22 protein-coding genes are annotated in these 22,388 nt (G+C 72.2%); 15 read left to right on the forward strand and 7 right to left on the reverse strand.

Annotated elements, in window-relative coordinates:
* Positions 1-9: 9 nt before the first annotated feature.
* Positions 10-492, reverse strand: a complete 483-nt coding sequence (locus KZX45_RS07785; RefSeq protein WP_248257143.1) for an NADPH-dependent FMN reductase — start codon at positions 490-492, stop codon at positions 10-12.
* A gap of 207 nt (positions 493-699) precedes the next feature.
* Here KZX45_RS07785 and KZX45_RS07790 point away from each other — a divergent pair, with 207 nt between their 5' ends.
* Genes KZX45_RS07790 through KZX45_RS07815 form a run of 6 tightly spaced genes read left to right on the forward strand, consistent with a single transcriptional unit; the run spans position 700 to position 7,527 of the window.
* Positions 700-1,692 carry a phosphotriesterase gene (locus tag KZX45_RS07790; RefSeq protein ID WP_248257144.1) on the forward strand — a complete coding sequence of 331 codons (993 nt, stop codon included), beginning with the start codon at positions 700-702 and terminating at the stop codon, positions 1,690-1,692.
* A gap of 60 nt (positions 1,693-1,752) precedes the next feature.
* Positions 1,753-2,688, forward strand: coding sequence for a phosphotriesterase (locus KZX45_RS07795; protein WP_248257145.1), 936 nt, complete (start codon positions 1,753-1,755; stop codon positions 2,686-2,688).
* A gap of 55 nt (positions 2,689-2,743) precedes the next feature.
* Entirely contained in the window at positions 2,744-3,865 is a 1,122-nt protein-coding gene (locus KZX45_RS07800) for an NAD(P)/FAD-dependent oxidoreductase (RefSeq protein ID WP_248257146.1), read from the forward strand.
* Between the two features lie 4 nt (positions 3,866-3,869).
* Positions 3,870-4,793: an alpha/beta hydrolase gene (locus tag KZX45_RS07805; protein ID WP_248257147.1), complete on the forward strand. Its 924-nt coding sequence runs from the start codon at positions 3,870-3,872 to the stop codon at positions 4,791-4,793.
* Between the two features lie 25 nt (positions 4,794-4,818).
* Entirely contained in the window at positions 4,819-5,760 is a 942-nt protein-coding gene (locus KZX45_RS07810) for an MBL fold metallo-hydrolase (RefSeq protein ID WP_248257148.1), read from the forward strand.
* 18 nt (positions 5,761-5,778) lie between these two features.
* Positions 5,779-7,527 carry a CocE/NonD family hydrolase gene (locus KZX45_RS07815; protein ID WP_248257149.1) on the forward strand — a complete coding sequence of 583 codons (1,749 nt, stop codon included), beginning with the start codon at positions 5,779-5,781 and terminating at the stop codon, positions 7,525-7,527.
* Between the two features lie 287 nt (positions 7,528-7,814).
* Here the strand turns inward: KZX45_RS07815 and KZX45_RS07820 are convergent, their stop codons facing one another.
* Positions 7,815-8,420 (reverse strand): TetR/AcrR family transcriptional regulator, encoded by a 606-nt coding sequence (locus KZX45_RS07820; protein ID WP_248257150.1) that lies wholly within the window; start codon positions 8,418-8,420, stop codon positions 7,815-7,817.
* A gap of 139 nt (positions 8,421-8,559) precedes the next feature.
* On the opposite strand from KZX45_RS07820, the gene KZX45_RS07825 reads away from it, so the two are divergent.
* The 3 genes from KZX45_RS07825 (at position 8,560) to KZX45_RS07835 (ending at position 12,454) form a co-directional block, all read left to right on the forward strand.
* The gene (locus tag KZX45_RS07825; protein WP_248257151.1) at positions 8,560-10,161 is read left to right on the forward strand and encodes a sugar ABC transporter ATP-binding protein; all 1,602 of its coding nucleotides are present in this window, start codon (positions 8,560-8,562) and stop codon (positions 10,159-10,161) included.
* Positions 10,158-11,183, forward strand: a complete 1,026-nt coding sequence (locus KZX45_RS07830) for an ABC transporter permease (RefSeq protein WP_248257152.1) — start codon at positions 10,158-10,160, stop codon at positions 11,181-11,183. Before KZX45_RS07825 ends, KZX45_RS07830 begins: the two co-directional genes overlap by 4 nt.
* Positions 11,184-11,275: 92 nt before the next feature.
* Positions 11,276-12,454 carry a substrate-binding domain-containing protein gene (locus KZX45_RS07835; RefSeq protein WP_248257153.1) on the forward strand — a complete coding sequence of 393 codons (1,179 nt, stop codon included), beginning with the start codon at positions 11,276-11,278 and terminating at the stop codon, positions 12,452-12,454.
* A gap of 153 nt (positions 12,455-12,607) precedes the next feature.
* Here KZX45_RS07835 and KZX45_RS07840 read toward each other — a convergent pair whose 3' ends face one another.
* Together KZX45_RS07840 and KZX45_RS07845 are read right to left on the reverse strand one after the other, a co-directional pair.
* Positions 12,608-12,964, reverse strand: a complete 357-nt coding sequence (locus KZX45_RS07840) for a metalloregulator ArsR/SmtB family transcription factor (RefSeq protein ID WP_248257154.1) — start codon at positions 12,962-12,964, stop codon at positions 12,608-12,610.
* Entirely contained in the window at positions 12,951-13,400 is a 450-nt protein-coding gene (locus tag KZX45_RS07845; RefSeq protein ID WP_248257155.1) for an ATPase, read from the reverse strand. The genes KZX45_RS07840 and KZX45_RS07845 overlap by 14 nt, the downstream gene beginning before the upstream one ends.
* Before the next feature lie 282 nt (positions 13,401-13,682).
* Here KZX45_RS07845 and KZX45_RS07850 point away from each other — a divergent pair, with 282 nt between their 5' ends.
* Positions 13,683-14,006 carry a hypothetical protein gene (locus KZX45_RS07850; RefSeq protein ID WP_248257156.1) on the forward strand — a complete coding sequence of 108 codons (324 nt, stop codon included), beginning with the start codon at positions 13,683-13,685 and terminating at the stop codon, positions 14,004-14,006.
* Between the two features lie 28 nt (positions 14,007-14,034).
* Here KZX45_RS07850 and KZX45_RS07855 read toward each other — a convergent pair whose 3' ends face one another.
* The gene (locus KZX45_RS07855) at positions 14,035-14,625 is read right to left on the reverse strand and encodes an NAD(P)-dependent oxidoreductase (protein ID WP_248257157.1); all 591 of its coding nucleotides are present in this window, start codon (positions 14,623-14,625) and stop codon (positions 14,035-14,037) included.
* A 196-nt stretch (positions 14,626-14,821) separates the two neighbouring features.
* Between KZX45_RS07855 and KZX45_RS07860 the strand changes: the two genes are divergently transcribed.
* Complete coding sequence (locus KZX45_RS07860) at positions 14,822-16,234, forward strand: potassium transporter TrkG (protein ID WP_248257158.1); 1,413 nt, start codon at positions 14,822-14,824, stop codon at positions 16,232-16,234.
* Complete coding sequence (locus KZX45_RS07865) at positions 16,227-16,916, forward strand: TrkA family potassium uptake protein (RefSeq protein ID WP_248257159.1); 690 nt, start codon at positions 16,227-16,229, stop codon at positions 16,914-16,916. The genes KZX45_RS07860 and KZX45_RS07865 overlap by 8 nt, the downstream gene beginning before the upstream one ends.
* Here KZX45_RS07865 and KZX45_RS07870 read toward each other — a convergent pair.
* Positions 16,900-17,346, reverse strand: a complete 447-nt coding sequence (locus KZX45_RS07870; RefSeq protein WP_248257160.1) for a protein phosphatase — start codon at positions 17,344-17,346, stop codon at positions 16,900-16,902. The two genes, KZX45_RS07865 and KZX45_RS07870, sit on opposite strands and share 17 nt — an antisense overlap.
* 140 nt (positions 17,347-17,486) lie before the next feature.
* Here KZX45_RS07870 and KZX45_RS07875 point away from each other — a divergent pair, with 140 nt between their 5' ends.
* Complete coding sequence (locus KZX45_RS07875; RefSeq protein ID WP_248257161.1) at positions 17,487-18,209, forward strand: AIM24 family protein; 723 nt, start codon at positions 17,487-17,489, stop codon at positions 18,207-18,209.
* A 6-nt stretch (positions 18,210-18,215) separates the two neighbouring features.
* Here KZX45_RS07875 and KZX45_RS07880 read toward each other — a convergent pair whose 3' ends face one another.
* Positions 18,216-18,464: a hypothetical protein gene (locus KZX45_RS07880; RefSeq protein WP_248257162.1), complete on the reverse strand. Its 249-nt coding sequence runs from the start codon at positions 18,462-18,464 to the stop codon at positions 18,216-18,218.
* Positions 18,465-18,663: 199 nt separating this feature from the next.
* Here KZX45_RS07880 and KZX45_RS07885 point away from each other — a divergent pair, with 199 nt between their 5' ends.
* Both KZX45_RS07885 and KZX45_RS07890 read left to right on the forward strand, forming a co-directional pair.
* Positions 18,664-19,986, forward strand: a complete 1,323-nt coding sequence (locus KZX45_RS07885; protein ID WP_248257163.1) for a C40 family peptidase — start codon at positions 18,664-18,666, stop codon at positions 19,984-19,986.
* Between the two features lie 131 nt (positions 19,987-20,117).
* Positions 20,118-22,139: a cation-translocating P-type ATPase gene (locus KZX45_RS07890; RefSeq protein ID WP_248257164.1), complete on the forward strand. Its 2,022-nt coding sequence runs from the start codon at positions 20,118-20,120 to the stop codon at positions 22,137-22,139.
* The last annotated feature ends 249 nt before the right edge of the window (positions 22,140-22,388 follow it).

Below are 22,388 nucleotides of genomic sequence, written 5' to 3' on the forward strand. Positions count from 1 at the left end.
TGATGCAGGTCAGCGGGCGGTGAGCTGCATCCGCACCTCACTACGGGCCGGGCGGAGCAGCCCCTCGAGCCGGACGAGCTCGTCGAGCATCGCGACGGCCGACGCCTCGAGGACGTCGGTCGGGTGGAAACCGCCCTCCCGGACGAGGTTCGCGACGAACGGGACGTTCACCGCCTCGACGGCGACCGCCATGCGCAGGGCGTCGAGCACCGGCTTGAGCTGCTGCGTGGCGCGGATGCCCGCGGAGATGCCGCCGTAGCTGACGATGCCGACCGGCTTGTCCGCCCACTCCTGGTGGAGGAAGTCCAGCGCGTTCTTCAGCGCGGCGTTGTAGCCGGGAAGTGGCCGTTCGACCGGTGCCGCACGTCGGTCGCGGTCGGGTTTCCGGCGTTGCCGGGCCGTTTCCGGGAGCTCGGGTGCGCGCCGCCCGGCATGCGTGCCGCGCCGTCCACCCGCCAGACCGGCCTTGACTTTAGCCTGACAAGATGTCAACTTAGTGGACGTGACGTAAGGGGGATCACACCCGCGGCAGGGACCGCGGCCCACGGGCCGGACCTCGGGATCCTGCGGCGACCTCCCCCGCCCACCTGCTCGCACCGAGTTCGACGAGGAACCGATCCAGATGTCGCGGTGCACGATCCTCTCCACCACACGTGACGCCGGAGCTGGCGTGGCGCTGACGAAAGGTAGTCCCCGCCGATGACGGACCCCACGACTGTCACCAGCAGGACCGTCAACACCGTCCTCGGCCCGGTCCCGGCCGACGAGCTGGGCGTCGTCTCGGTCCACGAGGCGCTGCTCTCGGTGGTCCCGGGGGCGGAGCACGCGTACGACGTCACGATGGACCGGGCGGAGATCTTCGAGGTCCTGGCAAGGAAGCTGACGGACTTCCGCGACCACGGCGGCAGGACGATCGTCGACAGCACCGGCATGTTCCACGGTCGCGACGTGCGGCTGTACGAGGCGCTCTCGCGCTCGACCGGCGTGCACATCGTCGCCTCGACGGGCATGGGGCCCGAGGAGCTGCTCGGCGGTTACTTCCTGACGCCGCAGACCAACCCGCCCACGCCGTGGCCCGCCGAGAAGTTCGCGGACCTCTTCACGAAGGAGGCCACCGAGGGCATGGTGGTCCCCCGCGTCGAGCGCCGCGCCCCCGCGGGCCTCGTGACCACCACCGCCACCCGCGAGGGCATGACCGCGACGGACGAGAGCCTGTTCCGTGGCGCCGCCCGGACCGCCCTCGGCACGGGCGTGCCGCTCTCCGTCAGGTTCGGCGAGGACGCGCGGCACGACCTCGACGTCGTCCTGGACGAGCAGCTGCCGGCCGACCGCGTCGTCGTCGGCGGGCTCGACCGGAAGGACGCGGTGGCCGCCGGCGCGCCCCTCGCGGTCGCCGGGCGCGGCGCCTTCGTCGCCCTGGACCACGTGGGCCTGGACGACGACGACGAGCACCTCTCCGACCGGGAGCGCGCCGCGCTGGTGCTCGAGCTCGTCGGGGCCGGCCACGCAGGCCGCATCCTGCTCTCGAGCAACGCCGTCGGCGTGGCCAAGGGCCAGCCCGGGTACGACCTGCCGTTCAGCCACGTGGTGTCGACGTTCGTGCCCTTCGCCAAGTCGCTGGGGCTCACCGACGAGGACGCCGTACGGATCCTCGTGGACAACCCGCGCGAGCTGCTGACCCTGCGCCGATAACGCGCCGTCCACCCATTCGTACGAACTTCTGAGGTGAGGGTTTTGTCGAGAGTCAACACCGTGCTGGGACCGGTCCCGGCCGAGGAGCTCGGCGTCGTGGCCGTCCACGAGCACATCGGGTACGGGATGCCCGGCTCCGAGCTGGACACGCGATGGTGGAAGACGCCGGAGCAGCGGTACGAGGAGACGGTGCCGAAGCTGCGGAGGTTCCACGAGCACGGCGGCGGGACGTTCGTCGACGCCACCGGCATCTGCAACGGCCGCGACGTCGACTACTACCGGTCGCTGTCCGCGAAGACCGGGGTCCACATCGTCGCCTGCACCGGCTTCGTCGGCGGCGACACCGCCCTGCCGCACTTCGCCCGCGCGAGCGTCGACTACCTGACCCGCCAGTTCGTCCACGAGATCACCGTCGGCATCGGTGGCACCGGCAGTCGCGCCGGCGTGATCAAGGTCGGCGTCAGCCGCGGTGGGCGGATGACCGACCTGGACAAGCGCATCTACCGCGCCGCCGCCCGGGCCGCCCTGACGACCGGGGTGCCCATCCTGACCCACCTGGCGATCGACGCCGAGAACGCCGTCGCCATCTTCGCGGAGGAGGGTCTCCCGCTGGACCGCGTGCTGTTCGGGCACGTCGACGACGGGGTGAACGCCGACAAGACGCGCGACACCTGGATCGTCGAGCAGGGCGGGCGCCTCGGCTTCGACACCTTCGGGTACGAGACCGAGCTGCCGGACCCGCCGTTCTGGGCCCGCCCCCGCAAGGAGCGCCTGGACCACTTCCTGCGGTTCGTCAAGGGCGGCCACGCGGACAGGGTGCTCGCCTCGGCCGACGCGAACTGCAGCCCCCTGGGCTGGCCGGGCGTCAAGGGCCACACCGTGAACTACATCTTCGAGGTGCTGATCCCCGACCTCCGCGACAACGGCGTGGACGAGGCGACGATCACGAAGCTGTTCGTCGACAACCCCGCCGACTTCCTGACCGTCCAGTCCTGACCGCCCGCCATCACCCCCGCGGCGCACCGACGCGCCCCGCCCGAAAGGCAGCACAATGAACACCTCCGACCTGAACAACCTGACCGTCGCCATCGTCGGTGCCGGTTACGGCGGCGCCGCCGCGGCCAAGGCGCTCAGCCGGCTCGGGGCAGACGTCACCGTGTACGAGCAGGCGAACGAGATCCGCGAGGTGGGGGCAGGCATCGGCCTCCGTCCGTCCTCGATGGACCAGTTCCGCCAGTGGGGGATCTTCGACGCGATCGCGAAGGTGAGCTCTCCGAGCGACTACTTCGAGATCCTCTCGGCCACCGGCGACCCGATCATGAAGGACTCGTGGCCGGGCATGGACGACTACGAGGTGAAGACCCACACGCACCTCATCCACCGCAACGACTTCCTCCAGGCCCTCCTCAGCGTCCTGCCCGAGGGCATGGTGCAGCTGGGCCACAAGCTCGAGACCGTCACCGACCACGGCGACCGCGCCACGCTCACCTTCACGAACGGCAGGACCGTCGAGGCGGACCTGGTCGTCGGGGCGGACGGCATCAAGTCCACGGTGCGCCAGCAGCTGTTCAGCGACCAGCAGCCGGTGTTCGCCGGCGAGCACGCCTACCGCGTCGTCGTCGACGCCGAGGACGCTCATGGCCTGGTCACCGACGACAACCTCCGGATGTTCATCGGCAGGGGCACCAAGGTGTACGTGCTGCCGCTGCGCCACCGCGGCCAGATGTCCTTCGACGTCACCGCCCTGAACCCCGACGGCACCTGGAGCCCGCAGGTCACCAAGGAGGACCTGCTGCGGACGGTGGAGGGCTTCGACGAGCGCATCGTCGGCCTCGTGCGGGACCTCGACATGGACAGGGTCAACATCCGCGCCGTGTACGACATCGACCCCGTCGACACCTGGCACTCGGACTCCGTGGTGCTGCTCGGCGACTCCGCGCACTCGATGTGCCACCACCAGGGTCAGGGCGCGAACTCGGCGATCCTGGACGCCGGCGCGCTCGCGGACGCCCTTCGGGAGGCCGGCTCCGTCACGGAGGCGCTGGCGTCGTACCAGGCGACCCGCAAGCCGGTCACGGACGAGCTGCAGCGCATCTCCCGCCAGGGCTGGACCGAGGACGAGGTCAACGACGTCTTCCCCGGGCAGAAGCCCGCGGCCGGGACGAGGGCCTGACGCCGTGGCGCTGCATCCCGAGATCGCCAGGATCGTCGCCAGCCTGCCCGCCCCGCCGCCGGGCCCGATCGACCCGGCGGCCCTCCGTGCCGCCGAGGAGGCGTCGGTGCCCCCGCCGGAGGAGCGGCTGCCGCTCCACGCCGTCGAGGACCTGACCGCGCACACCCCCGCCGGGGACGTGCCCGTGCGGATCTACACCCCGGTCGACGCCGACTCCTACGGCGTGCTGGTCTACTTCCACGGCGGCGCGTTCTTCCTCGGCAGCCTGGACACCCACGACCATGTTGCGCGGTCCCTGGCGAGGGAGACCGGGCTCAAGGTCGTCTCCGTGGGCTTCCGCCGCGCCCCCGAGGCCGCGTTCCCGGCCGGTCTGGAGGACTGCTACGGCGCGGTCCGCTGGGCCGCCGAGAATGGCGAGCTGCTCGGGTGGGACGGGCAGACCCTGGCGATCGCCGGCGACAGCTCCGGCGGCACGTTCGTCGCCGCCGTCGCCGCGACTGCCCACGACGACGGGTTCGACCGCATCACCCACCAGGTGCTCTTCTACCCGTCGCTGGACCTCGACTTCGACGTCGACCGCTACGCCTCCCTGCGGGAGAACGCGGAAGGGTACGGCCTGGAGACGGCGGGGCTCAAGCCGTTCAACGCCTTCTACCTCGACAGCGGGGCGGACCCCGCGGACCCGCGCGTCTCGCCGATCAAGCGCGCGGACCTCAGCGGCCTGCCGCCGGCGCTCGTCGTCACGGCGGAGCACGACCCGCTGCGCGACGAGGGCGAGCTGTACGCCGAGCGGCTGCGCGAGGCCGGCGTGGACGTGACGGTCAGCCGGTACGCCGGCGCCAACCACGGGTTCGTGCAGCACTTCTCCTGGATCCCGGAGTACCACCGGGTCTTCGAGGAGACCGCCGCGTTCCTCGGTCGTCGCTGACCCCCGCCCTCCTGAGAGGAGAGTCATGACGCAGAACGTCCCCGTCCACCCGCTCGTGTCGCCGTGGGGCCGCTTCGGGCTGTACAGCTTCTTCGTCGACGCGCCAGAGCCGGCGATCGTCGACACCGGCATCGCCTCCTCGCCCGCGGAGGGGATGGTGCCCGCGCTGGAGGCGCTGGGGCGCCGCGTCGAGGACGTGCGCTGGATCCTGCTCACCCACGGCCACATCGACCACATCGGCGGTGCCCACGCCCTGTGGGAGCTGACGGGCCGGCGTGCCCGGGTGGTCATCCACGAGGCGGACGCGCCGATGCTGCGCTCACGCCGCGCCCACGTGGAGGAGTACCTCGACGGCCGTGGCCGGTACCTGGACGACCCCGAGGGGGAGGCGAAGGTGACGGCGGCGGGCGAGGCCGTGATCTCCGGCGAGATGGAGCCGACCATGCTGGTCAGGGGCGGCGAGACCCTCACCCTGGGCGGCGGCGTGACGGTCTCCGTCCACGCGATCCCGGGCCACACCCCCGGATCGGTCGCCTACGTCATCGACGGGCAGGACGACGTCTTCGTCGGCGACGCGGTCCAGGTGCACGGGGCCGCCAACGGCTTCCCCGGCTACGTGGACCCGGTGCGCTACCGCAGGAGCCTGGAGCACCTGCGCGACGAGGTCCGGCCGCAGCACCTCTACCTCGGCCACCCGTACCGCCGCGCCGACGGCGTCCCCTACGGCGTCGAGCTCGACGCCGTGCAGGCGCGCGAGGCGCTGGACGAGAGCCTCGCGATCGAGGCCCGGGTGAGCGCGGCGGCCCACGACTGCCTGGGCGCCGGGCTGCACGAGACGGCGTCGCCGTACTCCCCGTTCGCGCCCGTCGCGGAGGCGGTCGGCTACGACGGCGACCCCACGCTCGAGCCGTCGCCGTTCTTCACGTCGATGCACGGCTACCGCACCCACTTCACCCAGAACGCCTGACGAGGAGCTCATCCACCCATGCCGGACTTCCAGACCACCCAGGCTGACCTCCAGACCATCCGGGCGGGCCGGCAGCAGATCGCCGTCCGCAAGGACCTCCGGGTGCCGATGCGCGACGGCGTGACGCTGGCCGCGGACGCCTACCACGGCGTCGAGGACCGGCCGCGCCCGGCGCTCGTCGCGCTCAGCCCGTACGGCAAGGAGCTGCAGGCGCTCGCGCTGACGACGCCGCCGCAGCGGCGCCCCTCCCCGATGTGGGACGGCTGCATCGAGGCCGGGGACATCGCCCGGGTCGTGCAGGAGGACTACGTCCACGTCATCGGCGACCTCCGCGGCTCGGGCGACTCCGAGGGCGAGCACATCGGCAACTACAACGCCGGCGGTGTGCCGCTGGGGCAGGACGCCTACGACTTCATCGAGTGGGTCGCCGAGCAGCCCTGGTGCGACGGGAACGTCGGCATGATCGGCATCTCCTACTTCGGCTCGATGCAGATCTTCGCCGCCGCCGAGCGGCCGCCGAGCCTCAAGGCCGTCTTCATCTCCGGCGGTCACTACGACTTCTACGAGACCACCTACCACGGCGGCATCATGTGGCTCATGCCGCGCGCCGCCCGCGAGGGCCGTGGCGGCGACTCCGGCTGGGCCTTCACCGACCGCATCAGGTCCCGGATGCTCGAGACCTGCTCGCCCGAGGAGGTCAAGGCCCGCGTCGCCGAACGGCTCAAGGACCCCGACGTGGCCGCCTGGCCCAACCTGGTGCACCTGCTGCACTACCCGAAGCACCACGAGGCCTGGTTCGACATCGTCATGAACGAGCTCGACGGCGAGTGGTACGAGGAGGGCAACCCGATCAACCTCGCCCGGAACATCGAGGTGCCGGTCTACCTGCAGATCGACCAGGGCCGCGGCTGGACCGTCGACGGCCACATCGAGCTGTTCGGGACCCTGAAGGGCCCGAAGAAGCTGGACATCGGCTCCTACCCGCCGATGCAGTCGCGCCCCTGGATCGAGGAGCACGACAAGATGTTCCGCTGGTACGAGTACTGGCTCAAGGGCATCGACAACGGGGTCATGGACGAGCCGGCCGTGAGCGTGTTCGTGGAGGGCTCCCGAGAGGTGGTCACCGCGCAGCAGTGGCCGCCGAAGGAGGTGGAGCACCGGTCGCTCTACCTGCGTCCGCGGCGCAAGCTCTCGCCGGAGCCCGAGCTCATGGGTGCCGAGCACGCGGCGCCGGACGGCTTCTACCAGGCCCCGCTGACCGTCACCGACAAGGTCGAGGTCCTCAGCTGGAGCACCGAGCCGTTCACCGAGCCCACCGAGCTCATCGGCACGGGGGCGGCGCACCTGTTCGCCGAGATCGACCAGCCGGACACCAACTTCATCCTGCGCCTGTGGGACGTCGCGCCGGGCGGGAGGCGCCAGCTCATCACGACCGGGTTCCTCAAGGCCTCGCACCGCGAGCTGGACGACCGCACGACCGAGGGCAACCCCTACCACCCGCACACCCGGGCGGTGCCGGTCGAGCCGGGCGCGATCGAGGAGTACGTGGTGCGCCTGTACCCGTTCGCGGCGACGTTCCTGCCCGGCCACCAGCTGGTGGTGGAGCTCTCGAACGACGAGCCGCTGGCGGACGAGCACAACGCGCTGCTGCCGCCGGACGCCTTCCACCTGCCGGTGGGCCGGCCCGTCACCCACAAGATCTACCGCGACGCCGACCACCCCTCGCGCCTGGTGCTGCCCTTCACCGCACGCGACGCCGAGCGGTAGAGCGGAGCGGCGGCGCAGGGGTGCTGCCGAGGAGAGCGCTGAGAACAAGACGGGACTGAGCGAGTAACGGGGAGCGGGTAGCGGGTGACGCGGCGCGGGTAGCGGGAGACGCGGAGCGAGTAACGGGGAAGATCCGTGTCGCCCGGCGACACGGATCTTCCCCGATCATCCCTCTGCGGCTCCCGGTCGCTCCGCCGCTCCTGTTCGGCCCGCGGCTCATGCTTAATCCGCGGCTGCTGGGTTGGTCCGTGGCTCTTGTTCGGCCCGCGGCTCCGGCCGCGAGCCCGCTAGCTGCCCGCGGCGTCGTCCGAGAGCAGGTGGCACCAGGAGTCGGCGAGGACCCCCAACGCCGTCTCGCGGTCCACGACGCTCCAGCCGCGCAGCATCCAGCGCACCGAGAGGTACTCCAGCTGGCCGAAGGCCAGCGAGCACCGGATGCGGCGGGTGGCCGGTTCGAACCGGCCGGCGTCGTCGAGCCCGTGCTGCATCTCCGCGATCGTCGCCTCGTACCACTGCTCCTTGATGGCGGCGATGTCCGGCTCGACGGCGGCCGCCTGATTCGCCACGAGGACGTAAGACCGCGTTGCGGGCCACTGGTCGGCCTTGGTCTCGATGAAGGCGCGGATGAGCCGGGGGTCGCCGGACCGCACGACCTGGCGCAGGGGCGGGTCGTCCGCGCTGGTGAAGATCTCGTCGAGCTCGGCCACCAGGTCCTGCATGAGCTGCGCCTTCGACGCGAAGTGCATGTAGAACGTCGTCCGCGTGGTGCCGGCGCCCGCAGCGATGTCGTCGATCGTCGTCGCGAAGTAGCCCTTCCCCTCGAAGAGCTCGAGGGCCTTCTCCAGCAGCAGACGCCGGGTCATCTGCTTCTGGGCTTCGCGGAGGCGGGTCACAGGCACACCCTATAGTCGGCGACTCTGCACGCTGTGTCCAGACACTAGACGCAGTGTCAACTCACCTGCTACAAAGGTGTTCTAGTGAGTCGGCGCACACCTGTGCGCGTCCCGAATGCCCCACACGAGGAGGTGTGCCGTGCGTCCCCTGTCCCCAGAGAGCAGCACCGGCCAGGCCCCGAGCCCGCACGACACCGCCGGACGTCCGTCCGTCCCTCCGCGCCTCGAGGTCCGGGACCTGTCGAAGACCTTCGCCGGCGTGACGGTCCTGGACCGCGCGACCATGAGCATCGAGCCCGGCGAGATCCACGCCCTCGTGGGGCAGAACGGCTCCGGGAAGTCGACCCTGATCAAGCTCGTCAGCGGTGTCTACCGCGCCGACCCGGGCGGCGAGATCCTCGTGGACGGCGAGCACGTCGGCCCGCCCGTCCACCCCCGGCGGCTGTTCGAGCAGGGCCTCGCCTTCGTCCACCAGGACCTCGGGCTCGTCCCGGACGTGAGCGTGCGGGAGAACGTCCGGGTCGGGCGCCACTCGACCGGGCGCTTCACCGGCTGGATCGACAAGCGCCGCGACCGCGAGGCCGTGCGGCGCACGTTCGAGTTCCTCGGGCTCCCGCTGGACCCCGACGCCAAGGTCGCCTCCCTCCAGCCCAGCGAGCGGGTCGCCGTTGCCGTCGCCCGCGCGCTGCAGGACCGGGAGGCCGGGACCGGCGTCGTCGTCTTCGACGAGTCCTCCCGCGCGATCCCGCGCGAGTCGCTGCCGGCGTTCTACGACATGATCCGGCTGCTGGCCTCCCAGGGGACCGCGGTGCTGCTCGTGAGCCACAACCTCAAGGAGGTCCTCGCGGTCACCCACCGGGTCACGGCCCTGCGCAACGGCCGCGTGGTCGAGACCGGGGTGCCCACCGCGGACCTGGACGAGGCGGCCCTGACGCGGCTGGTCCTGGGCCGCGAGGGGCGGCTCGACAACCTCGTCGAGACGCTCCCCGCCAGGCTCGCCCCCGGGACGGTCGCCATCGACCGAGTGGCGGGCGGGCGTGTGCGCGACTTCTCCGCCCGGATCACCCCCGGCGAGGTCGTCGGGGTCACCGGCGCGATCGACTCGGGCCTGCCGGACCTCGCCGCGCTGCTCGGCGCCGTCCGCCCCGCGGAGGGTCGGGTCGCCGTCGAGGGCCGGCCCGCCGTCGACCTGGCGCGGGCGGGCGTCGCGGACCTGCTGGCCGCCGGTGTCGCGCTTATCCCGCAGGACCGGGCCGCCCAGGGCCTCGCGCTCACGCTCACGGTCGAGGAGAACGTCACCGCCCCGCACCTGATGAACCGCGGGCACGTGTGGTGGACGGGGCGGAGGTGGCGTCACGACGAGACCGACTACGTCCTCGACACCTTCGAGGTCCGGCCCCGACAGCGGGACGCCCTCGTCGCCACGCTCAGCGGCGGCAACCAGCAGAAGGTCCTCATGGGTAAGTGGCTCCTCGGCCGGCCGCGGCTGCTGATCCTGGACGACCCGACCCAGGCGGTCGACGTCGGGGCCCGGTCCGCCATCCTCCACGCCACCCGCCAGGCCGCCCAGCAGGGCACCGCGGTGCTCCTGTGCTCCTCCGAGGTCGAGGACCTGGCCGCGGTGTGCGACCGCGTCCTCGTGCTCGTCGACGGTGAGGTCGCCCGCGAGCTCACCGCCCCCCTGACCCCCGAGTCGATCCTCGACGCCACCTTCACCCCCGCCGCTGGAGGCGCAGCATGACCACCACCTCGACCACCCCGGCCCGCACCGGGCCGCGCGAGCCGGCCGGCGGCACCCACCCGGCGGGCCGCCTCAAGCGCCTGGGGCGCGTGGTGCTCCAGCGCTACAGCCTGGTGCTGCTCTGGCTCCTCATGATCGCCCTGTTCACCGTGCTGCTGCCGGGCGAGGTCTCCGGCTCGGAGGCGCTGCGTGCGGTGCTCGGCTCCCAGACCCCGCTGGTCTTCCTCGGGCTGGCCGTCGTGACCACCATGGCGGTGGGGGAGTTCGACCTCTCCTTCGCCTCGATCTTCGGCCTTGCCGCCACCGCGGTGCCGTCGCTGGTGGTCCTGCACGGCTGGTCCTTCCCGGCGGCCGCGGCCGCGGCGATCGTGCTCGCCCTGGTGATCGGTGCGGTCAACGCCGCGCTCGTCGTTCTCGTGGCGATCAACTCGGTCGTCGTCACCCTGGGCGTCGGGTCCGTCGCGGGCGGCGCGGCGTACTACATCTCCCGGGAGACGTCGGTCTCCGGCCTGGACCCCGCTCTGTCCGTCATCGCGCTCGGCCGGTTCCTCGGTCTGCCGATGATCTTCTGGTACGGGCTGATCATCGTGGCCGTCGCCGCGTACATCATGTCCGCCACCCCCGTCGGACGGCACATGCTGTTCGTCGGCTCCAACCGCGAAGTGGCCCGCCTCGCCGGCATCCCCGTCACCCAGATCCGCATCGGCGCCTACCTCGCCTCCGCGCTGCTGTGCGGGCTCGGCGGAGTCGTCCTCGCCGCCGGCCTGGGCGGGTTCGACCCGGCGACGGCGCAGACGAACCTCATGCCGGCCTTCGCCGGGGTGTTCCTCGGAACGGTCGCCGTGGTGCCGGGCCGGTTCAACCCGGTCGGGATGCTCATCGGCGTGTACTTCCTCCTGACGGGTGTCTTCGGCCTGCAGCTCCTCGGGGCGGCCGGCTGGGTCACCGACGTCTTCTACGGCCTCGCCCTCGTCGTCGCCGTCTCCGTCTCCTTCCTGCTGCAGCGCCGCGTGCGCGGCTGACCCCGCACCTCACCCCCTACCGGCCGACCGCCGCCACCCGTCCACCGAACACCGGCCCACCCCATCCACCCGAACGAGATCGGACCCTGAAGATGAAGAAGTCTGTCAAGGCTCTGTGGGGCGGCGCCGTCGCCGCCTCGGCCCTGCTGCTCGCCGCGTGCGGCGGTGCCACGCCCGCGCCGGAGGCCACCGCGGCCGCCGGTGGCGCCGGCACCGCGGACGCCGGCCCTGCCGTCGCGGCCGCCCAGGAGATGGTCGACCGCTTCTCCGGGCCGGTCGAGGAGTTCACGCCTCCCGGGCCCGCGCTGGGCGACCTCTCCGCCCTGGAGGGCAAGACCGTCTACTACATCCCGGCCAACTACAAGATCCCGCTGTTCCACCTCGTCGGCGACGGCATGGCCCGGGCCCTGGCCACCGCCGGGGTGGACGTCCAGGTCTGCGACGGCGAGGCGAGCCCCGCGTCCATGGCCAGCTGCCTGGCCCAGGCGGTCGACGCCAAGGCCGACGCCGTCGTCTCCGGCTCCATCCCCGACGAGCTGGCCTCCGTCGCGTTCCAGTCGGTGCGCGACGCCGGCATCCCGCTGCTGTACATGCTCGTGGCCCCGGAGGGCCCGGGCGAGCCGGACAAGGTCGGCTACCTCACCCCGGACAACGTCCAGCTGCAGGCCCTCAACGCCAACTGGATCATCGCCGACTCCGGCGGCCAGGCGGACGTCCTGGTCGTGAAGGTCACCGACACCCCGGCCACGACGCTGTGGACCGAGCAGGGTGCGCTCGCGACCTACGAGGAGGCCTGCCCCGACTGCAACGTCACCGTCGTCGAGACGAACACCGGCCAGCTGCAGAAGCTGCCGAGCCTCGTCAGCAGCGCGCTGGTGCGCAACCCCGACATCACGCACGTCCAGGTGCCCTTCGACGTCATCGTCCAGCCCACCGTCCAGGGCCTGCAGAGCGCCGGCAAGGTCGACGGCGTGACCGTCAGCAGCTCCGACGGCACCCTCGCCGTGATGCAGATGCTGGGCGAGGGCCGCTCCATCGGCAGCGAGATCGGCACGAACCTCGACGCCCTGGGTTGGTACGGCGCGGATCAGGTGCTGCGCATGATGTCCGGCGAGGAGAGCGTCCAGAAGCTGGAGTTCCCCTACCGGCGCATCTTCACGGCCGACAACGTCGGCGAGCTGGACCTGACCCCCGAGGGCGAGGCCTCCGGCTCGTGGTTCGGCGGCACCGACTACCAGGACGGCTTCAAGGAGCTGTGGGGCGTCAACTGATCGTCGCAGCACACGGGCGGTGCCCGGCCGCGCGGCCGGGCACCGTCCGTCGTCACTCTATGGGGGTCAGCACCGCGATCTGGTAGCCCTCGGCCCCTTCGACCAGCTGGTAGCACAGGCGCTCGCGAACCGACCGTAGAACGGACCGGCCCGCTACGACACGGACTTCGCGGGCGGCCCGTCGCCCGCCTCCGCCCGCACCTTGATGTCCTCGAGGCGACGGTCCCAGCCGGCCGCGACTCCCTCGAGCGTCCGGGCGACGGCGTTCAGCCGCGCTCCGACGGCGGCGTAGCGGACCTCGCGGCCGACCCGCTCCGCCGAGACCAGCCCGGTCTCACGGAGCAGGACCAGGTGCTTCGCGACCGCCTGCCGGGAGACGGGCAGCTCGGACGCGAGCGTCGAGGCCGACGCCGGCGCGGAGCCGAGCCGGACGAGGATCTCCCAGCGGGTCTCGTCGGCCAGGGCCGCACAGACCGTGGGGACCTGCAGTGCAGGCTCAGCGGGCGGCACGGACGCCCTCGAGGTGGCTCTTGGCGAGGGCGAGCTCGATCGTCCAGCCCTCGGTGTTCTCGTCGAACCGCCGGCGGCGCTCCTGCGCGTCGCCGGGCAGGGAGGCGAAACCGCTCTCGGCCACCTTCAGCACGACCGAGGCCTCGGACGTCTCCTCGATCCAGAACTCCACGAGAGTCGACGCGGCCTCCGGGTCAGCGGCGTCGGCCAGCCACCGGAACGCGGCGTACCGGGGTTCGTCGAGCGCGACCGTGCGGAAGGCGAAGGCGCCGTGCACCGGGTCGTGGACGACGGCCACCGGCCCCGACCGCTCGATCCGGTGCTCGACGATCTGGTTGTCGTTGATGTACCACCCCGGCTCGCTGACCAGCTGCCACACGCGTGACGCCGGCGCGCCGATCTCGATCTGCCGCTCGATGCGGTCGAACTCGTCCATGTCGGTCCCTCCGTGGATATGGTGTGCAACCTCTAGGTCGCACCTGTCGAACCGGTGGTGCAACCCCCCGGTTGCCCTCCCATGTGCGAGGGGGCATGCGCGGATCGCTCCAGCGGGGCGTGCCCGCGTCGATGCTGCGGCGGTTGCGCGTGCCGGCGGTGACCGGGTGGCGAACCGTGCTTCGTGCCAGAGTTGTTCAGGCCCCTAGCGTGATGAGGTCCCCACCGGTTGCCTGCACGGACCGCCCGGACGTCCGCGCAAGAAGGTCCGGGAGGGCTCAGCATGAAGACCACCGACGACCTGACCGGCGCCGCCCTGACGACCACGGTGGCCACACCGCTGCCGCTGGGACCGTACGGGCAGGCCGTCGCGCGCCTGCGCGCCGCGCACTACGAGTTCGTCTCCACGCCGGTGATCAGCGAGTCCTTGCTGATGGCCCGCAACGTCGCGGTGGTCCAGGCTCTCGAGGCGGGCGTGCCGGACTCGGTGGTCCGGCAGATCATCCGTTCGGACGACGTGGCGTTCGAGCTGGCGGTCGCGCGCGGCACCTACCACCGCGACGCCGCGCGACGGTGCGCGGGCTCCGCCGTCGGGGAGCCGGCCTGAGCCGGCACCCCCGCAGCGTTGGCCGGTCTCAGCTCGCGGCGGTGAAGCGCCGGCCCCGGAACTGCGGGTTCTCGAGCTCGTCGAGGATGGCGACGGCGAGGTCCTTCGTGGAGATGGCCTCGCCCGCCGGGGTGTCGGCGGCGGTGCGGTAGCTGCCCGTGCGCTCGCCCGGGGCGATCTGCGGGGCCGGGGAGACGGCCGTCCAGTCCAGCCCCTCCGACGCGCGGAACTTCTCGAGCACCTCGCGCATCGTCACCATCTCCGGGCGGTACAGCTCCGGCACCTGCGGGTCGTCGAGCAGCAGGCCGTCGCCGACCTCGAGGCTGCCGGCCCCCACCACGGGGATCAGGCGAGCGCCCGGCCGGGCGGCGATGACGCGGTCGTAGGCCTCGAGCAGCGGCGCGTGCGACCCGCCGGTGCGGTCCGGGGACAGGGACATGATGACGGCGTCGTGCTCGGCGGCGACCTGCTGGAACCTCTCCGTGTCGCCGAGGTCGGCCACGGCCACGCCGTCGCCCCCGGACCGCGAGTACCCCCTGACGTCGTGGCCCCGGCCGGCGGCCTCGGCGAGGATCTCGCGGCCGATCATGCCCGTGGCTCCGTAGACGGCGATCTTCATGTGTGCTCCTCAGGTGTGCGGTGGCCAGCGTCCGGCGTCGCCGGACGGTTCTGGGCTGGAACGGCCGGGTGCAGCTAGGAAATTCCGTCGACGCCGGAAGGAGACGCTCCCGACACGTGCCCTCGGTGCGCGGGGTGTGGCGGAGGAGACAGCCGAGAGCCTGTTGCGGACAGCGCTGCGGGTCTACCGTTCAGCGGTGCTCACCCGCGGGCCGTCGGCACGCAACCGGCGGCTGTTCCACCTGCCGCACCTGAGGCATCCCGCCCAGGTGATCGTCCTCAGCTTCCTCGTCGCGCTCGCGGCCGGGACCGCCCTGCTCATGCTGCCGGCGTCGGTGACCGAGGCGCCGCCCGCCGGCCCGCTGCCCGCCCCGGTGTCGCCGGCCGGCGGCGCGCCGCCGGTGGAGGCCGTCTTCACGGCCGCCTCGGCGGTCTTCGTCACCGGGCTGGTCGTCGTCGACACCGCCACGTACTGGAGCGGCTTCGGGCAGCTCGTCATCCTCGGACTGATCCAGGTGGGCGGGCTGGGGATCATGACGTTCGCGTCCCTGCTCGGCCTGCTGACGGCACGCCGGCTGGGGTTCCGCACCCGCATGGTCACCGGCGCCTCGCTCGGCACGCTGAGCCTGGGCGACCTGCGCGCCGTCCTCCTCGGCGTCGCCCGGACCGCGCTGGCGATCGAGACGGTCGTCGCGGCCGTCGTCGCCGGCCGGCTCGTGGTCGCCTACGACTACACGCCGGGCCGGGCCCTGTGGCACGGCGTCTTCCACGCGGTCTCGGCCTTCAACAACGCGGGCTTCGCCCTCTACACCGACAACCTGATGCGCTTCGCCACCGACCCGTGGGTCTGCCTGCCCGTGGCGGCCGCGGTGATCCTCGGTGGCCTCGGCTTTCCCGTGGTGCTGGAGCTGGTGCGCTCCTACCGGTTCCCGGCGCGGTGGAGCCTGACCGCCAAGGTCGTGCTCGCCGGCACCGCGGTGCTCCTCGTGGTCAGCACGACGACGGTCCTCGCCCTCGAGTGGTCGAACCCCGGCACGCTCGGCCCGCTCGACACCCCCGGCAAGCTGCTCGCCGGGTTCTTCACCGCCGTCGCCGCCCGCACCGCCGGCTTCAACACGCTGGACGTGGCCGCCATGCACACCCAGACGTGGTTCGCCCACGACGTCTTCATGTTCATCGGCGCCGGCCCCGCCGGCACGGCCGGCGGCCTGAAGATCACCACCTTCTCGGTGCTGCTGTTCATCATCGTCACCGAGATCCGCGGCGGGACGGCCGTGAACATGTTCGGCCGCCGCCTCCCGCGGTCGCTCCACCGGGAGGCGACGACGATCGCGCTGCTCGCCGTCGCCGTCGTCATGACCGGCACGTGGATCCTGCTGATCACCACCCCCTTCAGCCTCGACCAGGCCCTCTTCGAGGTCATCTCCGCCTTCGCCACGGTTGGCCTGTCCACCGGCATCACCCACCTGCTCCCCGACGCCGGGCAGCTGATGCTCGTCGTGATCATGTTCGCCGGCCGCGTCGGCCCGATCACCGTGGCCTCCGCGCTCGCGCTGCGCACCCGCGCCCTGCTGTACGAACTCCCGAAGGAGAGACCCCTCATTGGCTAGCAGCACTCATCGCCACCGCGTCGCGCTCGACAGCGACGACTCGGTCGTCGTGGTCGGCCTGGGCCGCTTCGGCCGGGCGCTCGCCATCGAGCTCGCGAGCGCGGGCGTCGACGTCCTCGGCATCGACACCGACGAGGACATCGTCCAGTCCCTCGGCGGCGTGCTCACCAACGTCGTGCGGGCCGACGCCACCAAGGAGGAGGTGCTGCGGCAGCTCTCCGTGCCCGACTTCTCCCACGCCGTGGTGGCGATCGGCTCCAGCGTGGAGGCCTCCATCCTGGTCAGCTCCTGGCTCCTGCGCTTCGAGGTCGAGAACGTCTGGGCCAAGGCGATCAACGACCCGCACGGGCAGATCCTCACCCAGCTCGGCGTCCAGCACGTCGTCTACCCCGAGGCGGACATGGGCCGGCGCACCGCGCACCTGCTCCGCGGCTCCCTGGCCGACTACCAGGACATCGGCGGCGGTTTCGCGATGGTGACCGCCCCCGCCCCGCCGTCGATGGTGGGCCGGCCGCTGGACAAGGTGGGCTTCCGCAAGAAGCACAACCTCAACGTCGTCGCCGTGCGCCAGCCCGACGGCACCTGGGGCCACGCCACCGGCGAGACGATCCTGAACTGGAACGACACGGTGGTCGTGATCGGCCCGTCGGCCGTGGCCGAGCGATTCATCGACATGGCCTGACCGCGGCGAACCGGCGCACGAACGCCGCCTGCCACGGCGTCTCGACCGCCCGTCGGTCGTAGCGCTCGCGGACCAGGCTCAGCGCGGCGTCCGGCGCCAGCCCGTCGAGGACCGCCAGGCACGCCAGCGCAGTGCCGGTGCGTCCCCGCCCGCCCGCGCAGACGACCTCCACCCGCTCCTGCGCGGCCCGCAGCCAGGCCTCCCGCAGGGCGGCCTCGGCGTCGGGACGGTCGGCAGGCAGCCGGAAGTCGGGCCAGCGCACCCACCGGGCGGGCCATGCCACGGCCGGGGGCCGGCGGCCGAGCAGGAACAGCGTGAACGCGGGCTGCCCGGTGGGCGGAGTGCGCAGCCCGCGGCCGCGGACCGTGCGTCCGGACGGCAGCACGAGCACGCCCGGCCCGGCCGGGTCCCAGCGCTGCGGCAGGCCCATGCCGACCTCCGTGCCGTGGAGGGATCGTGGTGCCGGTCGCGGGCGCGTCCGGCACCCTGGCAGCGTAGGCGGCTTCCGATAGGTTCTGCCACGACGGCACGGCTCCGCCCTGCCCGACCGCCACGACGACGGGAGCACCCATGGCTATCCACGGCACCCTGTTCCACGACTTCCGCGAGAACGTCTCGCAGGACCCCTTCTCGCTCCAGAACAAGAAGCTGCTGAAGATCCAGATGGGGTACGGGCCGGTCTGGGCCAAGACAGGCTCGATGGTGGCCTACCAGGGCGACATCCGCTTCGAGAACAAGGGCGCGGGCGGCCTCGGCAAGATGTTCAAGTCCGCGGTGACGGGCGAGGGCGTCAACATGATGCAGTGCACCGGGCAGGGTGAGCTGTTCGTGGCCGACGACGCCGCCGACGTGCAGATCATCTACCTCGAGAACGACCTCGTCTCCGTCAACGGCAACAACGTGCTCGCGTTCTCCGCCTCGATCGAGTGGGACATCCACCGCATCCAGGCTCGTGGCGCCGCCATGACCGGCGGGCTGTACAACGTCTCGCTGCGGGGTACCGGCTACGTGGCGATCGCGACCAAGGGTGAGCCCGTGGCGCTCGACGTCGCCAGCGCGCCCACCTTCGGCGACGCGCAGGCGGTGGTGCTGTGGACCGGCGGGGTGACCATGGACGTGCGCGTGGACACCGGCGGCCTCCGGTCGATGGTCCGGGGCGGGACCGGGGAGACGTTCCAGATGGCGTTCGGCGGGCAGGGGTACGTGCTGGTCCAGCCGAGCGAGTCCGTCAACGCCAGCGGCAACCAGCAGGCCGGGAAGAGCGGCTCCGGGATCGGAGAGCTCTTCTCCTGACGCCGCTCACCGCCGGGTGACGGCGTTGGCCCACACCCAGGCGTAGCCCTCGCGTCCGTGCTCGTCGGTGTAGCGGATCCGCGCCGCCCTCGGCGTCCAGCCGACGGCGACGCCGGTGACGAGGTGGTGGCCGCTGCGCGTGTGGATCCACGCGGAGACCGGCAGCGGCTCGGTCGCCTGGTGCACCGGCGTGCCGTACTGCGCGGGTCCCAGGCTGTAGGCCTGCTCCCGCAGCGGAACCTGCTCGATCGCCACGCACCCATCGTACGCCCGGGATCGAACTGACGTTCGATATGTCACTTGTGCACTGGTGGGGCAGATGTGACATCCGTGGCAGAAGTGAACGAGTGCCTTCGTTCCGTCCGAAAAATGGTTCCGCGTCCATACACTCGGACGGGTCGGGTCGCCGGACCGTGGCGGACCGTAACTCGCACGAGCTTCGGGGGACAGGAACGTGGGACGACGCATCAGGGCGCTGGTTGCAGCGGGGCTGGTCGCCGCGAGCACCGTCGTCGGCCTGCCGGCCGCGGCGGCCAAGGGCGGGGAGGTCGGAGGGAGCGGCGCCGGCTACTACCTCTCCGACACGTTCTCCCCCCTGGCCAACGTCGAGCTCAGCTACGGAGGTGCGAGCGACGACGTCTTCGTCGGGGACTGGGACGGTGACGGCGTCGACACCCTCGCCTATCGGCGCGGCAACACCTTCTACGTACGGAACACCAACACCACCGGGCCGCACGAGCTGACCTTCTCCTACGGGCGTGCCGGGGAGACGGTCCTCGTGGGCGACTGGGACGGTGACGGCGTCGACACCCTCGCCGTCCGGCGGGGGAACCTCTTCCACGTCAAGAACACCCTCGTCTCGGGGGTCGCCGACCACGTGATCGCCTACGGCCGGGTGGGCGACACCGTCCTCGTCGGCGACTGGGACGCGGACGCTCAGGACACCTTCGCCGTGCGGCGGGGGCGCGACTACCACGTGCGGAACTCGATGACCTCGGGGCCGGCCGACAAGGTCGCGGCGTACGGCCGGCCGGAGGACGAGGTCTACGTCGGCGACTGGGACGGCGACGGCGAGGACACCTTCACGGTGCGGCGCGGGAGCGTCTACTACGTCGCCAACGCCATCCGTGCTGGCGAGGCCGACCTCGAGGTCGTGTACGGCCGGGCCACCGACACCACGCTGGTCGGTGACTGGAACGGCGACGGTGTCGACTCGCTCGGCGTGCGGCGCCTGGAGGAGCCGGCGCCGACCGGGTCGGGGTCCGACGTCGTGCCCGACGACGACCCCGTCCTCGCGGGACTCGAGGAGGACGGCAAGAACACGGGCACCGCGCCGCCGGTCGTCACCGACGAGATGTCGAGGATCGCCGCGTCCTACGTCCCGCCCGCCCCCTCGCGAGGTGCGGGCCTGACCGCCCTGGCCTGGGCGCGCACCCAGATCGGCATCCCGTACGTCTGGGCCGGCACCGGGCCCGACGGTTACGACTGCTCGGGGCTGACCATGCGCGCCTACGAGAGGGCCGGGGTCAAGCTGCCGCGCACGACGAGGGATCAGTGGACCGCGACGACCCGCGTCGCACTCGACGACCTTCAGCCCGGCGACCTGATGTTCTGGTCCAGCAACGGGCAGCCGAACGGGATCTACCACGTCGCGATCTACTCCGATGTCTCGAACGGCAGCAAGATGCGTGTCCACGCGCCGAGCAAGGACAAGACGGTCGAAGAGGTCCCGGTCTGGAGCGGCAACCTCCTGCCGTACGGCGGCCGCATCGGCTGACCGGCCGACGTCGCCCGCGATTCGCTCGTCGCGGTTGATTGACGCCCGTCATGGTCGGTCGCCCGCCCGCTTCCTAGCGTCGTTCTCAGCAGCCCCGGTCCGGGGCGGCAGAGGCGGAGAGGAAGCGGATCATGACGAGGTTGCAGCAGTGGTGGCACGGGCCGTGGGGGGTGCCGACGGCGGCCGGGGCGCTGATCCTGGTGTCGTTCGTCGTCGCCCGGGTGCTGGGGTCGGACGCGGCGAGCGACGCCCTCATGGTGGCGGCCGCGGTGGTCGCCGGCGTCCCCGTCGCGGTCAAGGCGGGCCGGGCGCTGACGGCCAGGGCCGTCAGCATCGACCTGCTGGTCTCGGTCGCCGCGGCCGGCGCCGTGATCATCGGCGAGTACTGGGAGGCCGCCGCGGTGACCTTCCTGTTCGCCGTCGGGCACGCCCTCGAGGCGCGCACGATGAACCGGACGCGCTCCGCTCTGGCCGAGCTGGTCGCCGTCGCCCCCGACGTCGCTGTCGTGATGCGCGACGGCGAGCAGGTGGAGGTGCCGGCCGCCGCCGTCGTCATGGGGGAGACGGTGCTGGTCAAGAACGGCGCGAAGGTCCCCGTCGACGGCGAGGTCCTGGCCGGCACCGGCGCCCTGGACGAGGCCTCCATCACCGGGGAGTCCGTCCCGGCCGAGAAGGCCGAGGGCGACCGGGTCTACGCGGGCACGGTCTCGCGCGGCGGGTTCCTGCAGGTCCGCGCCACCGGGGTCGGCGCGGACACCACCCTGGCCCGGATCATCCACCGCGTCGAGGAGGCCCAGGACGCGCGGGCCAGGACCCAGGCCTTCATCGACCGGTTCTCCACCTGGTACACCCCCGGCATCATGCTGCTCGCGGTCGTGGCCGGCCTGCTCACCGGGGACGTCGTCCTCGCGCTGACCCTGCTGGTGATCGGCTGCCCCGGGGCGCTCGTGATCTCGATCCCCGTCGCGATCGTCGCCGGCATCGGCCGGGCCGCCAAGGACGGCATCCTCGTCAAGGGCGGGGAGTTCCTGGAGCGCTCCGCCAGGATCGACGCGGTCGCCGTCGACAAGACCGGCACCCTCACCGAGGGGCGGCCGCACCTGACCGACGTCGTGGTCCTGGATCCCGCGCTCGACCGCGAGCAGGTCCTGACCTGGGCCGCGGCCGCGGAGGCCGGCTCCGAGCACCCGCTCGCCCGCCCGATCCTCGACGCCGCGGCGGCGGAGGGACTCGCGACCCCGGGCCTGCCCGAGAGCACCGAGCCCGTGCCCGGCAGGGGCGTCGTCGCCACGACCGGCGGCCACCGCGTCCTCGTCGGCAACGCGGCCCTGCTGGCCGCCGAGGGCGTGGTCGCCGACGGTGCCGTCCGCGCGGCCGAGGAGCTCGCCGCCGCCGGACGCACCCCGATGGTCGTCGCGGTCGACGGCCGGGTGGTGGGGGTCATCGCCGTCGCGGACCGCGTCCGCGAGGACGCCGCCGAGATGGTCCGCCGCCTCCACGCGGCGGGGGTGAGGAGGGTCGTCATGCTCACCGGCGACGCCCCGGCGGTGGCCGAGGCGATCGGGCGGGCCACCGGGGTGGACGAGGTCCGCGCGGGGCTGCTGCCCGAGGACAAGCTCGACGCGGTGCGCGAGCTGCAGCGGCGGGGCCTGACGGTCGCCATGGTCGGCGACGGCGTCAACGACGCCCCGGCCCTGGCCGCCGCGGACCTCGGGGTCGCCATGGGCGCCGCCGGCTCCGCCGTCGCCGTGGAGACCGCCGACATCGCCCTGATGGGCGACAACCTGCTCAGGCTCCCCGAGGCGATCGGCCTGGCCAGGCGCACGGTCTCGGTGATGCGCCAGAACATCGCCGTCGCCCTGGTCACGGTCGCCCTGCTGCTGGCCGGCGTCTTCGCCGGCGGCGTGACGATGGCGATCGGGATGCTCGTCCACGAGGCCTCGGTGCTCGTGGTCATCGCCAACGCGATGCGCCTGCTGCGCCGCGGGACCGCAGGTGCGCGTCAGGACCCGGCGGCCACGGGCTCGCTCGGGTCGGGCACATCGGGGTCGGCATCGGTCACCTCGACGACCTCGCCGATCCCGGTGACCTCCAGCAGGAACTCCACCACCCCGGGCGGGCGGATCAGCCGGGGCGGGGTGGGCGACGCGTAGGCGACCCGGGCGATGAGCGCGATCGCGGACGAGTCCATGTGGGTGACGGCGCGGACGTCGAAGTCGACGGGCCGCCCCCGGCGCAGGGCGACGTCGCAGGCCCCGACGAGCTCGGCGGTCAGCTCGATGTCGATCTCGCCGCCCAGCGTCACCAGGGTGCGGGCGTCGGTCGAGAGCACGGAGACCTCACCTCGCGGCTGCGCCGCCCGACCGCTACCTGCCCTCAACCTGACCAACCCATCGTGACGC

It is taken from the genome of Georgenia sp. EYE_87 (assembly GCF_023148685.1).
Taxonomy (GTDB): domain Bacteria; phylum Actinomycetota; class Actinomycetes; order Actinomycetales; family Actinomycetaceae; genus Georgenia.

Excerpts from the sequence above, each read along its gene's own strand:
- KZX45_RS07790 (WP_248257144.1), top strand. The coding sequence starts at position 700 with ATGACGGACCCCACGACTGTCACCAGCAGGACCGTCAACACCGTCCTC.
- KZX45_RS07800 (WP_248257146.1), top strand. The coding sequence starts at position 2,744 with ATGAACACCTCCGACCTGAACAACCTGACCGTCGCCATCGTCGGTGCC.
- KZX45_RS07810 (WP_248257148.1), top strand. The coding sequence starts at position 4,819 with ATGACGCAGAACGTCCCCGTCCACCCGCTCGTGTCGCCGTGGGGCCGC.
- KZX45_RS07815 (WP_248257149.1), top strand. The coding sequence starts at position 5,779 with ATGCCGGACTTCCAGACCACCCAGGCTGACCTCCAGACCATCCGGGCG.
- KZX45_RS07830 (WP_248257152.1), top strand. The coding sequence starts at position 10,158 with ATGACCACCACCTCGACCACCCCGGCCCGCACCGGGCCGCGCGAGCCG.
- KZX45_RS07835 (WP_248257153.1), top strand. The coding sequence starts at position 11,276 with ATGAAGAAGTCTGTCAAGGCTCTGTGGGGCGGCGCCGTCGCCGCCTCG.
- KZX45_RS07845 (WP_248257155.1), bottom strand. The coding sequence starts at position 13,400 with ATGGACGAGTTCGACCGCATCGAGCGGCAGATCGAGATCGGCGCGCCG.
- KZX45_RS07850 (WP_248257156.1), top strand. The coding sequence starts at position 13,683 with ATGAAGACCACCGACGACCTGACCGGCGCCGCCCTGACGACCACGGTG.
- KZX45_RS07855 (WP_248257157.1), bottom strand. The coding sequence starts at position 14,625 with ATGAAGATCGCCGTCTACGGAGCCACGGGCATGATCGGCCGCGAGATC.
- KZX45_RS07870 (WP_248257160.1), bottom strand. The coding sequence starts at position 17,346 with ATGGGCCTGCCGCAGCGCTGGGACCCGGCCGGGCCGGGCGTGCTCGTG.
- KZX45_RS07875 (WP_248257161.1), top strand. The coding sequence starts at position 17,487 with ATGGCTATCCACGGCACCCTGTTCCACGACTTCCGCGAGAACGTCTCG.
- KZX45_RS07890 (WP_248257164.1), top strand. The coding sequence starts at position 20,118 with ATGACGAGGTTGCAGCAGTGGTGGCACGGGCCGTGGGGGGTGCCGACG.